This is a genomic window from Paenibacillus sp. oral taxon 786 str. D14 (genome assembly GCF_000159955.1).
Classification (GTDB): domain Bacteria; phylum Bacillota; class Bacilli; order Paenibacillales; family Paenibacillaceae; genus Fontibacillus; species Fontibacillus phoenicis.
Map to the genome: position 1 here is coordinate 353,202 of NZ_GG695972.1, position 14,588 is coordinate 367,789.

Here is a 14,588-nt window from a genome sequence, read left to right on the forward strand (position 1 = left end):
GGTCAAAACGGACGCCAACCTCAAAATTAGCGGTACGAAATACCGCTATTTTGCCAAAAACCCCGGGTTACCGAAAAATAAAGGTCGTTTTTACCGTTATTTGAAACCAGAAAGAGTGACGGGGCGCCCCAATATAAATAATCCACGTTATGACCCGTGTTTTTAGGATGAGGAGAGTGACTATCCATGGAAATAGCCCGCAAAATCGGCACCAAAATCCGGTTGTACAGCGAATTGGTGATGTTTTCGCACACGTTGTTTTCGCTGCCTTTTGCCATCATCTCAATGGTTTGGGCGGCGGAGGGGTTTCCTTCGTGGCGCGTGATGCTGTGGGGATTGATCGCCTTGATCGGCGCCCGGAACGGGGCCAACGCCTTTAACCGCGTCGTCGACCGCGTCTTTGACGCGCAAAATCCGCGCACCGCGCATCGCCACCTGCCGCAAAAGCTGCTGGACGCCAAGGAGGTGCTGGTGTTCGTTGCGGTCAACTATGCGATCTTCATTTTCGCTGCAGGGATGCTGAATACGTTGTGCCTGATCTTGTCACCGGTGGCGATTTTCCTGATCTCTTCCTATTCTTATACCAAACGGTTTACGTACCTGAGCCATCTGTACCTTGGCTTTACGATCGCTTCGGCTCCCATCGGCGCCTGGTTTGCGGTTACCGGTCAATTCGCCTTTACGCCGTTTGTCCTCGGCACTGTGGTGATGCTGTGGATCGCTGGGTTTGACATTATCTACGGCTCGCAGGATATCGAATTTGACCGCAATCACGGACTTTGGTCGATTCCTAGCGCGTTTGGTCTCAAGAACGGTCTGCGTATCGCAGCTGGCCTGCACGCGATTATGGTGCTGCTGCTGATTGCCTTAATCCCGATCCGCCACCTGAGCTGGCTTTATATCACGGGAATCATCATCGCCATCCTGCTGCTGATGACGGAACACAAAATTATCAAACCGTCCAACCGGAAGCGGATGAACGTGGCTTCGTACAATTTGAACCAGGTCATCAGCATGGTGATCCTGTTCTTTACACTCGGCGATTACTTTCTGTTGTAAACGGCTGCTGAGCCGTACAGAATAACACCCCCACCCAGACTTACATGGGTGGGGGTGTTGGCGTATATCAAAAAAATCCCTATGCGGGACCGAGTCGGCAAGGGATTGTATCACCAGAAACGTATGTTCGATTCGTGGCACATCTCATATAAGATGGCCTGTATTCGATTTTCATATTATTACTATAAAACATCGGTGAATATAAGTCTATATTTCTGGGATGCCAATTTAAAAGTCAGGTTGTTCGGAGAAGCGCTATTCAACATGTTGTATTGGATGTACTTCCCGTTTATAGCCATCTATTTCGAAGAGGCGTTGCTCAACCACGCTGCCGGCTTACTATTAGCGCTGCCGCCGCTCTTCAGTATGCTGGGGAACCTGGTGGGAGGGGCTGTCTACAGGCCGGCGAGTTCAGCGATGGTCAAGATAACCTTCCTTTAGGTTCGTGCTTTATTTTATTTCTCCCGCCTGCCAAAATACTCCAGCAACGCCTGCAGATCCCGGTGCGCCGGGTAATGGCTCAGCCGGTTGATGATGTCCTGCGCTTCATCGAGATACTGACGGCTGAGCGCCTCGGTTTTCTCCAGCGCGCCGCTGGCTTGAATCGCCGCGACGACGGCGTCTACCTCTTCGGCAGGGCTGTCTGCCGAAATGGCCCGGATCGCCGGGGCTAGGGTTTCGTCCTGCAACGCGAACAGGACGGGCAAGGTCACCTGGCCGCTGCGCAGATCGCTGCCGGCCGGCTTGCCGAGCTTCTCCGCCGATTGGGTGTAGTCGAGCACGTCGTCGCGGATCTGGAACGACATGCCGAGCTTTTCGCCAAAGCTATACAGCAGCTCGGCCGTTTCCGTATCCGCGCCAGCGGCTTTGGCGCCGATTTGCAGGCATGTGGCCATCAGTTGTGCGGTTTTGTTCTTCGATTTCTCCAAGTATTCGTCGATCGTCACATCATAGTCGAACAGGTGAGAAAGCTGCTGATACTCTCCGAGACACAGCTTGGTTGTGGCCAGGGAGGAGAGGTCGTAGACGAATTTCTCCCGTTCCGCCGAATAGACGGAGATCAGCTCGATGACCCTCGCCGACATATAATTGCCCACATGCAGCGCGCCGCTCACGCCCAGCTTGATATGCATGGCTTTTTGGCCGCGCCGCATTGGGGAATCATCGATAATATCGTCATGAATCAGAGAAGCAGCGTGAATGAATTCTGCGGCGGCGGCGAGCCGCCAGACCTTCTTCTCATCGGGATCAGGGCCGAAGCGGCTGCCGACGATAACCATCAAGGGGCGAATCCGTTTGCCGCCGGAACGAATCAACTCGACGATTGCTTTGGCCAATTGGGAGGAACGAGGGACGTCGCGATCATATTTGACCATGTTCTCAAGTTCCCGATCGACGGTTCTTAAGGGGATGTTCAGTGTTTCCTCAAGCTTCATGTCGCTTCCCTCCTAAACTTGGGCTGGCAGTCGTAGACGCAGGTGCCGAGTGCGTCGGGGGGCGTCAGATCCTCGAACACTCTCAATCCACCGCCGTCTACATCGCCTTGCTGGCGGTGCTGCGGTTGTTGTCTAGCTGCAGGAACCGTTCCCAGGCTTTGAGCAAGCGCTCGTCTTCAGGACGGCCTTCGACGCGTTTGATTTGCAGTTGTTTAATGATGGGAGCGAGATGCCCGAGCAGATCGAATTCTTCCCACTTCAGGCAAAGCTCGACGTAAAAGCTGTATAGATAGTCGCCATCCAACACTTTGCGGGTTAACGTTTCGCCGGGGGCGAGGGAGCCGCATTCGCTATGACGTTGAAGGGCGAGCTTGATTGCGATGTAAATGGATAACAGACGGCATTGGCGAACCTGCGGCATGTCGTATTGCTCAAGCAAGGTTGCCAGTGTTGCCGCTTCTGGATAGGGTAAATCCACAATAATGCCGGCTTCGGGCGATAATTCGCCCTGCAATAAGCGATAAGCGTCTTGGATAAGCTTCGGATTCATAAGGACACACACTCCTTAAAGAGGTAGTTCAAAAAAGTCATCATTGATCACGAACCAACAATAGGCAGCGTATCCGGTACCGAATCCTGACTTTTTTGAACATTCGCCTAAATGCAGGCAGGCTTGCAGGGGATCCTCACACCGATTTCGGCAAAAGGATAAAAATGAGAGTAATGTACGCCGCCAGGCGCACATTACTCCAGTTCAAGGTTTCATAAAGAGCTGCGATTATTCCGTGTATAGGTACCATCTTCGTACGAACGGGATTCGTTTCCATTGTTTCTTGAGCCAAGGAAGTACGTAGTAATCCAGACCAAACGTGCTGCCCGATCCGCCGATCAACGCGACGCCTGCGGTCATGTACCACAGCATTTCCGCCGAAGCCATGCTGGAGGACCAGATCATGACGCCCAGCGCGACGGTGGCTGCCGAAGCGACAGCGGTGAACAGGCCAACGATAATCATGATGCCGAGCGCAATTTCGGCAAACACCATAAAGAACTGGAACACAGTCGCCAAAGCGGTATACCCGCCATCTGATGTGTAGAAGAAGACATCCATAAACCAGCTTACGATGCTCTTGATAAATCCAGGTACCGGCAAGGCGGTAACTGCTGTCGAGGCGCTTTCTACCGCCGAAGCTGCCGCTTGAGCATCCACCGTTTTGGTCACTTCACCAGCGGCTTCACTGGCCGCGGAAATGACGTCCGCTTTCGGAGAGGCCGGAATCAGGAAGATGTTCGATGGATCCTTCCAAATTTTCGGAAGCTTATCGAGGCCTTCCTCGAGCCATTTGTAGCCGACGAAGATCCGCAGCGGCAGGAGCCAGAAGTTCGGCGAACGCTTCGCGAAATGGCCGCCTACGAAGCTTCTGCGATTGTTCACGTGGAAGAATTCATGCATCATATAAGTCCAGACTTTGGCAAAACCAGCCACGGTGAACAGGTAATACATATTGATTAAGTGTTTGCAGAACATGGCCATGAAGCCGCTGAGCATAAACATTTTATTCGGGAGCCCAACATTCGCAACGCCGTAGCGGCTGCCGATGCAGACCATCGTTCCGTGGAAGCCCGGTTTATAGGACTTCTTCGGTTTGCCGTGAACGTCCGCATAAATGTTGTGGGCGATAACCGGGCCGGCTTGCTCGGCGTTCTCAACCATCTGCGGTACCGGACGGGTTTCGCCTTCCGGAATGAAGAAGATGTTGTCGCCAACGATATAGACGTTCTCGTGATCGACGCTTTGCAGCTTATCGTTGGTGACGATCCGCTTGCGGCCTTCCTGCTTCACATCGAGCTTGCCAACGAGCTCGGAGCCTTCAACCCCGGCGGTCCAGACGATCGTATCCGCTTCGAGCTCTTTACCTTCGCCAAGCTGTACGCTGGTTGGGGTGACGCCAGTAATTTTAGCGCTCGTAATGATCTCTACGTTCATTTTGTGCAGACGTTTCGTCGCTTTTTCGATCAATTTATCCGGCAGGATCGGCAGGATTTTCGGAGCCATATCGGCGACGACCAGGCGAACCTCGCTCGGATCGATATAGAACTCTTTGCACAGCTCATCGCGGAATTCGGCTAATTCGCCAACCAGTTCCACGCCGGTAAAGCCGGCGCCGACGACAACAAAGGTCAGCATTTTGCGGCGTTTCACCGGATTGCTTACCTTCGCCGCTTCGCTGAACTTACGGCGCACTTGTTCTTTCAGACGTACGGCATCTTCATAGGACCACAGGGTCAAGGCATGCTCCTCAGCGCCTGGGATCCCGAAGAACGTTGGTTTACAGCCGGTACCGATGACGAGGTAATCGTATTTATAAGTGGCTCGCTCGGAACGAAGCTCTTTAGCGTTAAAATCGATGGCATCAATGGAATCGAGGACGACATCCACTTTTTGCCCGGCAAAAATCTTCTTTAGTTCAATCTTGACGGAATCCTCCGGCGCCCGGTTCGCTGCAACCTCATGCAGCTCCGTCAGCAGCGTGTGGTAGGGATTTCGGTCAATCAGCTGGATCTCCACATCTTTGTCTTTTTTGAACAGTTTGGCCAGATGCTTGGAAGTGACTACACCGCCATAACCGCCGCCCAGAACTACGATTTTCTTCAAGAGATTCACCTTCTCATTTTAGGGTGGATGGTAATATGGGTTTATTTCGCTTGCTCAAGTGCTTGGCTAACGAGCTCGAAATGCGGTTGCAGCGTAATCGTTGCCCCGGCGATCGCGTCCGTTTTGCCCTCTTCGTTAAATGTCACGGCGGCTGGATCTTGTTTTTCAATCAGGTAAGCTTCAGCTTTGGCCACTTCTTCATGCCATTCGGCTTGAGCACCGCCGGCCTTCATTCCATATTTGCCGTCGATCGAATATTGCTTCTTGTCTTCGCCTTTTTCGTTGACGCCGCTGAAGTTCACTTTGACGATCTTGCCGGCGGCGACCACAACGTCAACGGTATCTTTCCAACCGGAATGCTCGTCGAAGGCTGCTCCTTCGGCATGGTAAGTGCCGTCTTTGTACGGGCCAACCTCAACTGGACCAGCATTCAGCGCTTGCTCCGCCAAGTTAAAAAATTCACTTACATGCACGGACACACCCGCGATGGCATCCGTTTTGCCGTCATCCCCCAAGGTGATCGCTTTGGGATCTTGCTTTTCGATCAGGTATTGCTCAACCTTCTCGGCTTGTTCATGCCATTCCGAGGAAGCGCCGCCGGCTTTCATGCCGTACTTGCCTTCTTTGGAATAGGTCACTTTATCGACGGGGGCTTTTTCGCTCAGCGCATTCCACTTGGCTTCCGTGATTTTACCTCCGGCTACCGTCAGCGTCACGTAGGATTGCCATCCGGAATCTGCATCCACTTCACCTTGGGCGAAGTATACACCGTCTTGGTATTTGCCTTGCTCTGCAGCCGTGTTATCAGCTCCTGCATTGGTTTCATTAGCGGCAGAAGTGTTGTTTGCAGGTTGCGCAGAGTTTGCGCCGTTAGCATCATTGTCCGATCCACAGCCGGCCAAGAGACCTAACAACAGCGCACTGCTCAGGATAATTGAAGCTTTTTTCATGATTGAGACCTCCAGTGAATGAAAATATATATATATTAAAATGTGAAGACATTTTAATAACGGATATCAGGTGGGGGACCCTTGAAAAAGGCTGATTTGACGAGGGGTTCGGGAGTCCCGAAACCTTTGTTCGATGGCATTTTAGCATATAAAAATAGGGCTTAATGTGAAATTTATCACATGTAGTGTGATCTAAAACAACTGCTCCAAGCGGCGGAAGCAGTACTACGTAAGGGAATGTCGTGTTCAAAGAATTGCCCAATTTTTAAAATATATATTTTTAAAAGATGGGTCGGCGAGAAGAGCGACGAATCTCCTGTACCGAAAAGAGGGCATACAAACCAAAAGTTCCAAACGTTTTATGAAAATAGTCATGACTCTAACCGATATAAAAAGAAGCGGGCATGCCCGGAAAAACGCGAGACGGAAAGAAGGCATCCTCCTTGACGGTATACAGGACGTTTATTTCGCGCCTATTACTCAATTACGCAGCAGGACTCCTGCTTGCGGTCATCGCGGTCGCGAGCCTTATCGCCGCTGCACCGCTGGATATATCCCCTTCGGACTATGCCTGGCTGATCAGAATTCTGGTCTTGTCGCTATGCTGCATGCTGGGGCTGGAATGGATGGTGTTCACCCGGCAAATCAAGCCCATCCGCAGCGTGTTCATGGAGGAAGTGGGGAGCTACCAAACACTTCAAAATGTCTATATCCGCACACATCGCCTGCCATCGCTTGCTGTCAAGCGGATTCTCGGACCTCATTTGTTTGGTTTGGTCGTCCCGGGCGCGGCCCTATCGTTGGGATTAATCCGGACCGGCCACCTATCGATTTCACCTTACTACGTGTTGCTGGCTGCCTTAAGCGGAATACTGGTCAGCAGCATGCATGCGTTAGTCGAATATTATTTAACCTCCTATGCGATTCGTCCTGTCCTGCAGGAGCTGATTTCCTGGAGCCGCAGGATGTTTGGCAAAGATTTATCGCTTCACGGCAGGGTTATCGTCCCGGTATCTCGAAAATTAATATGGAGCTTTTTCTTGATGAGTATGGCTCCCTTGCTGCTGTATAGCTTATCCATGCAGTTCCGGCTTGAGGACCTTGACCATGGAGCTTATGCTTATTGGCAGTGGGCCGGATATATCTTGGCCGTGAGCATCCTATTCGCAGTGATTGGCTCCCGGCTGTTGGCCCGCGAGATCATGCTGCCGATTCAGCATTTGTACGAGCGGATGGCCGAGGTGAAAACCGGCAGCATTCGTACAGCGGCCAGCGATATGTTTTCTGATGAATTTTCTCGTCTGATCACAGGATTTAATCATATGCTGAGCGGGCTGCAAACCCAGGCGGCCCGAAATAGCCAACTGGTAGACAGTTATTTCGCAACTCTGGCAGCGGCGCTGGACGCCCGCGACCCGTATACGGCTGGACACTCGCTTAGAGTGGCTGAATACGCCGTCAAAATCGGTGAGTTGGCCCAGTTGCCCGAAGAACGCATCGATGAGCTGCGCAAGTCGGCGTTGCTCCATGATATCGGGAAAATCGGCATTCGCGATGCGGTTCTGCTGAAGGAGGGCCGTTTAACCGACGAGGAATGGCAGCAGGTGAAGCAGCACCCCGTGCTTGGGGAAGCGATTTTAAAGCAGGTCGAGCCTGCGGATGCGATGGCTCCTTATTTGCCGGGGGTCCGGTCGCATCATGAGCGTTATGATGGAAGAGGTTATCCGGACGGGTTGGCCGGGGAAGAGATCCCGCTTTTCGGGCGGATTATCGCCGTGGCCGACGCCTTTGACGCCATGACCTCAGACCGGCCTTACCGGAAGGGCCTAGCAAGAGACCGAGCGATTGACATTCTGGAGCGAGGCCGTGGAACCCAATGGGATCCTTACTTCGCCGGACTGTTGGTGCAGCATTTTCGCAGCGAGACCCAAAAAAAAGAGTCCAGCTGATCTCGGAGAGAAGCGGGTTCTATGAGCAGGAGTGGGGAGATGGGGATCGGAATTAGCTTTTTGCTAAATCTAAGCTTGTTGATCACGGTCGCTTATTTAGCCAATATCCTATATAAATACGGTTTGCGAAAAATGCCGCAGCGCAGCCTGTACGTCCTGTCTGTTCTAATGATGATTTTTTCGGGCTGGATTTGTATCAAGTTTGGCTTCCGGCTTAATGACGACGTCAGATTCGACCTTCGGGCAGTGCCGCTAATTATAGCGGCATTTGTTTATTCCCAGCCATTAACCTTGATCGTCATCGGCGTCGGGATTGGCCTGGCCCGCCTGACGTTTGGTTTGAGCGATGCAGCGATGGCCGGTTTGTTGAACCTGACGATCTTGGGATTTGTGTGTGCCGGACTTAATCTCTGGATGCGGCGGACAAGCTACCGTTTTGCCATCAAAGGGATCGTAACTATCCTCGTTGTCAATGTGATCAACTCTCTGAACCTTGCCGTAATCGGGGTGGTGCCTCCCAAGCATTATTTGCTGGATATCATGCCGATTGCGCTACCGTTAAGCATTCTGCTCAGTTTGGGATTTGCCCTGATCCTTCGCGATTTTCAGCTTGGGGCAAGACAGAACCTGGAGCTGAAATACGCGAACGAGCTGCTCCGCAAACAGGCCGATGAGCTGCAGAAGGCCAAGATTGGGCTGGAAGACCGGGCGGAGCAGTTAGCTGAAGCATCCAGCCATAAATCGGAGTTCTTGGCAACGATGTCGCATGAATTGCGAACGCCGCTCAACAGTATTATCAACCTGGCGGAGATGATCGCCGAATCCGACGAAGCCAGCGAGGAAATTTCGGAATATGGCCGGATCATTCACAAGTCGGGGGAAGAGTTGCTGCAGATCATTAATGACATTTTGGATTTGTCCAAGGTGGAGGCAGGGCGGCTGGAGATCACGAACGAGGAAGTGGTGTTGGCAGAGATCCCCGTTTGGATGCAACTGCAGTTTGAGCAGATTGCCGCTCAGAAGAAAATTGCATTTACGACCCGACTGGAGGAAAGTCTGCCCGATTCCATCATCTCCGATCCGCAGCGGATTGCACAAATCCTGCGGAATTTATTGTCCAATGCGTTTAAGTTTACGCATGAGGGACATGTAGAGCTAGACATCCGCCGCGCTCCGGCGAAGGGGACGGCCGAAGGGGAATGGCTGGTCTTCACCGTCTCGGATACCGGCATCGGCGTTGCCGAGGACAAGCAGCGGGCGGTATTCGAGGCGTTTCAGCAGGCCGACGGCTCAATTAGTCGGCGATATGGGGGGACCGGTCTGGGCCTGTCGATCAGCAGCAACCTGGCCCGCCTGCTGGGGGGGTACCTCCGCATGGAAAGCAAAGAAGGACAGGGCAGCACCTTTTCCTTCTATTTGCCCTTAAAACCCGCCCGATCCCACTGCGGCGAAGTTCATTCGCAGTCCGAGTTGCCGTGACGAAGGGGTTATCGGTAAAATGAGGAGAAGAAAGGATGGGATGACGAAAATGAAACAAGTAATTTCTACGACCGCTGCGCCAGGTGCCATTGGCCCGTATTCGCAGGGGATTCAACTGGGAGATTTGATCTTTACCTCCGGCCAGTTGGGATTGGTGCCGGAAACCGGTCAGCTTGCCGAGGGTGTGGAAGCTCAGGCTGCACAAGCGCTGCGGAACGTTCAGGCGGTATTGGCTGCAGCCGGGAGCGGATTGGACAAGGTCATCAAGACGACCGTATTTCTGAAGGACATGAATGATTTTGCCAAGGTCAACGAAGTTTACGGTTCGTTCTTCGCTGAGCCGTATCCAGCGCGCAGTGCCGTCGAAGTGGCGCGTCTGCCAAAGGATGGTCTGGTTGAGATCGAGGTTATTGCGGTTAAATAAAATATCCCTTGCGGCGGCTTTTTCGTATTATTAGGTCAACCAGAATTTCTGGTTGGCCTTTTTGTGGGGGGAGGTACCTATGTCGGCCGCTTTCCTTTCGTGATTATCCCGTTGCTTCAGGGAGTGGGGGGGATCGATCTCCGCTGCGAGGGAGTGGAGAAAACCAATCTCCGCCTCGAAAATGGATTAGATGCGCCCCCTCCCCGATTCTGAACAAAAGGGATAATCGTGCAAAAGGACGCGTGAAAGGGCCCAAGGGGGTGGATCTTTAGTCCCGCTCATGAGAGCGCAGAAAGGCAATCCAGAGTGCGTACACGATCAAGGCTAGCGCTCCGGCGCTGGAGGCAATGGCCACAATTTGGTGCAGCTGAGGACCGGCTGCAATGGCGCCATACCCCCACGCGAACGTGAGCGGGACGATCGCGTCACGCCATCGGAATCCAACAAAGCAGGCGCTGAGGATCCCTACCACGAGCAGCAGGAGGGTGAGTCCAAGATGTGATGGAACGGAAACGGAAGCTGCGGAAATCGAGGTTGCAGAAATAGAGGGATGGGTTAGCAAGGCGTCCACGCTGGCAAGAGCTGTAACGCAGATCCATCCGAAATATAAGCTGAACGGCAGGCGTACGAACCAGATCTCTGCGGCTGACGGGCGAAGGATATTCCGGGTACTGCTGTACATCGAGGCCGCCACGAACACGAGCAGGAACAACGCCAGGATAGACAGCAGGGGTTGCCGCTCCCCTAGTGTGATCCACACGATGGAGAGGGTGCAGGAAAGCAGGAAGCGCACTGGCATAGGCGTCACAGAAAACGGCTCGCGGTTAGGCTGCAGCAGCGGGTAAAGGACCCAGCCGGTCAACAGGGCATAAATGAGCAGCCATATCGTAAAAGTATAGCCCGCCGGCGTGAGGAGCACGTATAATCCGTGGGGAAACCCTTGGGGCCGGCGCAAGCCAAACGGAAGTGCTGCTGCCGCCAGGTTTGCCGCCATTAACGCCGCAAACGAGGCGAGATTCAACCAATGACCAGACCGGCCGCGCAACATGGGAATACACCTCCTTGAATCTTTTTTTTGTACTAGAAATATTCCCCATTTCTCCTCAAATGATAAGGGAGAGTATAGAGAGGCAGCGGGACGGGAAGGAAGGCGGTTTTATAAGCAGCCGTTTTCGTATAAGATGTTAGTAATGAATTTGGCTAGAATTAGGATAACCGACGGGAGATCACCATGAATCAACGTCTTTATGGAATATGGCTGGGCGATGTATTGTTTTGCTTCTCCGGCGAAGTATCGGAGTCGAAGGTGGATGCTTGGACCGCCGTGCTCCGGCGCAAGGAGCTGGAGCCGGGAGTCCGGCCGTTTCAGCATGCCGTGCTTCGGTTGGCAGAGGTCAGGTATCCGGTCTCTTCCGTGCGGAGGTCATACAAGAACGGGGAGCGGCGCAGTCTGATCGGCCGATCCCTGGAAGGATTGGCTTTGCCTGTGCCGGAGGCTTGGCGTTTGCTGCTGCATTGGGACGAATCCGTCTGGGAGGAGCAGGGAATCAAGCCGGGCGCGGAAATGAGCTATTGGAGCAAGGCGGCCAAGTTCGCCTTAGAGCTGCTGCTGCGCGGCCGAATTGCGCCGTCCATCCGTCCGGTGGCGGCCACCGGACGCCGCCGCGGGTCGCAGGGTCAAATGCGCGCGGCTTGGGGACCACTCCTGACCGAGCCGGCCGACGAGGCACGGTTCCGGCGTCTAGCCGGGGCGATGCCGCCGATCTGTATCGCCGCCGTGCAAACTGGGGCAGGGGCATCCTCTGAAGACGAGGGGACGCTGGAGGATCGGCAGATGGCGGTGCTGCATTCTTTTTTGACGGCAATGATTGATCACGAAGCGCGCGGGGCGGTTCAGGATTTGGGACGGAAGCTGAATGCCAGCCGGGCGGACTATCACCGGGGTTCGTCGCCGCTGGCGGAGTTGTGGTGGAACGGCTTGCTAACCGGCGCACAGCCGCCGGATATTCAAGGCAGTGCGACGGAGCTGGATCAGCTGAGTGCAGACATCGCTGCTGCTGGCGGCGGACGTCCCCGAGCTGAGGAAACCGAGACCGGCGGTCTGGAAACGGGAAGCTTGCGCCTCTGCCTGCGTGTGGAACCGTATCAGGATGGTCATGGCGAGACCGCGGAGGGTGAAGCAGCGACTGCACTTTGGCGGCTAAGCTTCTGGGCTGAGGGAGCTGAGAATCCCAGCGTGCTGCTGCCAGCCGGGCTCATCTGGAGCTATCCCGGGCCCGACATGGAAATTCACGGTCTTCTGTACCGGAACGTACAGGAGAACTTCCTGCTGCGGCTGAGCAAAGCAGCTGGGGTATCCCGGGAAGTGGCCGCAGCGATGGAGCACCCGCGCCCGCAGGATCTGCTCATGGACCCCAAGGACCTGATTGCGTTCTTAAGCAAGTCGGTGCCGGCGCTGCGCAAGCTTGGCGTGAACGTGCAAATGCCAAGCCGCTGGACCCGGGAGGGACGGCGTTCCGCCAGCATCCGTATCAGAACCCGAGGGTTCGCGAGCGGGATGCCGGAGGGCGGTGGTGACGGGATGCCAAGGCTGGGAGTGGATCAGCTGGTCGCTTTTGAAGCGGAGGCGCTGCTTGGGGGGCGTGAGCTTACCCGGGAAGAGTTGATGGAGCTGGCGTCGGCGAAGCTGCCGCTCGTTTTTTTTCGCGGCGAATGGATTGAAGTGGATGCGAAGGAGATCCGGCAGGTGCTGAAGTTCATGAAGCGCCATGAAAACGGCACCTTGACCTTCCGCGAATTGATGCACCTCGCTTCCGGCGATCAGGAAGTCCAACTGGAGGGCGTGAACATCGCCGGCATCGAAACCACCGGGATGTTGTCTATCCTGATGGCAGGCGGAGCTGTTCGGCAACTCCATCCGCGTCCGGTGCCATCCGGATTAAACGGAACGCTGCGCCCCTATCAGGAACGGGGATACCAGTGGCTGGTCACGATGCGCGAGCTGGGTTTCGGTGCATTGCTGGCCGACGATATGGGTTTGGGGAAAACGGTGCAGGTGATCTCCGTGTTGTTGGATGGCGTTCAGCAGGCAGGGGCCAAAAGCTTGATCATCTGTCCGACTTCTTTGCTAGGCAACTGGCAACGGGAGTTTTCCCGGTTTGCTCCGGGGCTAAAGCTATACGTGCACCACGGGAGCGACCGTTACCGCGAGGAGCGGTTCTTGCAGGAGTACCGGGCATGCGATGTGGTTCTGACGACGTATCAGCTGGCCGGCCGCGATGCGAAGGAGCTGCGTTCGGCGGAATGGACGACGGTGGTGCTGGACGAAGCCCAGTACATCAAAAATTACGGAACCAAGCAAGCGCAAAGCGTGATGAAGCTCAGCGCGCCTCACCGAATCGCCATGACGGGCACCCCGGTGGAGAATAGGCTCAGCGAATTGTGGTCGATTTTTCAATTCCTGAACCCGGGATACTTAGGCACGCATGCCTCGTTTCGGACGCGTTACACCGGGTCTGGGGGAGAACAGCAAGCAGCCGAGCTGCAGAAGCTGCGGAAGTTGGTTGCGCCGTTTCTGCTGCGCCGGCTCAAGAGCGATCCGGACATCCGCAAGGACTTGCCGGAGAAAATCGAGCTGAAATCGTATTGCTCGTTAACCGTTGAACAGGCTCGCTTGTATCAATCGGTGACGGCGGAGCTGCTGGATCAGATCGGAAGCCAGAGCGGCATCGCCCGCAAAGGATTGGTGTTATCTTCGCTGACCCGGTTAAAGCAAATTTGTGATCATCCCGAGCTGGTTGTAGGAAGCCGGCCTGCGAAGACGGCCGCTTTTGGCCGCTCCGGCAAAATGGAACGGCTCGGCGAGCTGCTTGACATGATTATGGACAACGGAGAAGGGGCGCTGATCTTCACGCAATACGTACGGATGGGTGAACTGCTGCAGGAGCGATTAACGGAGCGGTATGGTGTACGGCCGTTTTTTCTGCACGGCGGGGTGCCGAAGGCCGAGCGGGATCAGATGGTCCGGGCTTTTCAGGAGGGCGAAGGCTCGCCGATTTTCGTGTTATCGCTGAAGGCTGGCGGCGTCGGCCTTAACCTGACCCGGGCGAATCATGTGGTCCACTATGACCGGTGGTGGAATCCGGCGGTGGAAAACCAGGCGACGGACCGGGTATTCCGGATCGGGCAGCAAAAGAACGTCGAGGTACATAAGCTGATCTGCCAAGGAACGCTGGAGGAACGAATCGATGAATTAATCGAGCGAAAAAAAACGCTGTCTGAGCAGGTGGTTGGCTCCGGTGAGCAATGGCTGACGGAAATGAGCGACGAGGAGCTGCGCAACCTGATCGTGCTGCAGGAAAGCGGACTGTTCCCGGAGGGAGCGTTTGGTTGAGCGAAAAAGATAGGATGCCGAAACAATAAGCTTGCTGAGACTTGCTGAGAGGAGGAACACGCATGACCAGGCCCAAGACGAACGCGCAGGAACTTGCCCAGCCGGTTGTCCGCTATGAAGCCGGCGGGCTGCAAGTGGAACTGGAACGGGATCATGTGGTGTTGATCCCGCTGGCCCCAGCCGCAGAGCAGGAAAAGCAAGCGCTGCTGCGCCAGCTCGCGGAGCGGCCGCGCCTTGTGGCG

The 14,588-nt window shown here is 54.6% G+C and carries 11 protein-coding genes; 6 read left to right on the top strand and 5 right to left on the bottom strand.

Translation table 11 applies throughout. From position 1 onward, the window contains the following. Nucleotides 1–186 precede the first annotated feature (186 nt). Nucleotides 187–1,059, top strand: a complete 873-nt coding sequence (locus tag POTG_RS06565) for a UbiA-like polyprenyltransferase (RefSeq protein ID WP_009224038.1) — start codon at nucleotides 187–189, stop codon at nucleotides 1,057–1,059. A 455-nt stretch (nucleotides 1,060–1,514) separates the two neighbouring features. Here the strand turns inward: POTG_RS06565 and POTG_RS06575 are convergent, their stop codons facing one another. The 4 genes from POTG_RS06575 to POTG_RS06590 form a co-directional block, all read right to left on the bottom strand. Next, complete coding sequence (locus tag POTG_RS06575; RefSeq protein WP_009224040.1) at nucleotides 1,515–2,495, bottom strand: polyprenyl synthetase family protein; 981 nt, start codon at nucleotides 2,493–2,495, stop codon at nucleotides 1,515–1,517. Nucleotides 2,496–2,592: 97 nt separating this feature from the next. Further along, nucleotides 2,593–3,045 carry a hypothetical protein gene (locus tag POTG_RS06580; protein ID WP_009224041.1) on the bottom strand — a complete coding sequence of 151 codons (453 nt, stop codon included), beginning with the start codon at nucleotides 3,043–3,045 and terminating at the stop codon, nucleotides 2,593–2,595. Nucleotides 3,046–3,273: 228 nt separating this feature from the next. Then, nucleotides 3,274–5,151, bottom strand: coding sequence for an NAD(P)/FAD-dependent oxidoreductase (locus POTG_RS06585; protein WP_036644464.1), 1,878 nt, complete (start codon nucleotides 5,149–5,151; stop codon nucleotides 3,274–3,276). 41 nt (nucleotides 5,152–5,192) lie between these two features. Beyond that, on the bottom strand, nucleotides 5,193–6,101 hold the full coding sequence (locus POTG_RS06590) for an FMN-binding protein (protein WP_009224043.1): 909 nt from the start codon (nucleotides 6,099–6,101) through the stop codon (nucleotides 5,193–5,195). Nucleotides 6,102–6,544: 443 nt separating this feature from the next. On the opposite strand from POTG_RS06590, the gene POTG_RS06595 reads away from it, so the two are divergent. The 3 genes from POTG_RS06595 to POTG_RS06605 are packed head-to-tail and all read left to right on the top strand — an operon-like array spanning nucleotide 6,545 to nucleotide 9,953. Next, nucleotides 6,545–8,050, top strand: a complete 1,506-nt coding sequence (locus POTG_RS06595) for an HD-GYP domain-containing protein (protein WP_036644466.1) — start codon at nucleotides 6,545–6,547, stop codon at nucleotides 8,048–8,050. A 39-nt stretch (nucleotides 8,051–8,089) separates the two neighbouring features. Beyond that, nucleotides 8,090–9,529: an ATP-binding protein gene (locus tag POTG_RS06600; protein ID WP_050769706.1), complete on the top strand. Its 1,440-nt coding sequence runs from the start codon at nucleotides 8,090–8,092 to the stop codon at nucleotides 9,527–9,529. Between the two features lie 40 nt (nucleotides 9,530–9,569). After that, complete coding sequence (locus POTG_RS06605) at nucleotides 9,570–9,953, top strand: RidA family protein (protein WP_009224046.1); 384 nt, start codon at nucleotides 9,570–9,572, stop codon at nucleotides 9,951–9,953. Between the two features lie 268 nt (nucleotides 9,954–10,221). On the opposite strand, the gene POTG_RS06610 is transcribed toward POTG_RS06605, so the two are convergent. Next, the gene (locus POTG_RS06610; RefSeq protein ID WP_009224047.1) at nucleotides 10,222–11,001 is read right to left on the bottom strand and encodes a hypothetical protein; all 780 of its coding nucleotides are present in this window, start codon (nucleotides 10,999–11,001) and stop codon (nucleotides 10,222–10,224) included. A gap of 183 nt (nucleotides 11,002–11,184) precedes the next feature. On the opposite strand from POTG_RS06610, the gene POTG_RS06615 reads away from it, so the two are divergent. Both POTG_RS06615 and POTG_RS24235 read left to right on the top strand, forming a co-directional pair. After that, nucleotides 11,185–14,346, top strand: coding sequence for a DEAD/DEAH box helicase (locus tag POTG_RS06615; protein ID WP_009224048.1), 3,162 nt, complete (start codon nucleotides 11,185–11,187; stop codon nucleotides 14,344–14,346). A gap of 62 nt (nucleotides 14,347–14,408) precedes the next feature. Next, the coding region (locus tag POTG_RS24235) for a hypothetical protein (protein ID WP_036644470.1) at nucleotides 14,409–14,588 on the top strand (180 nt) is incomplete at its 3' end.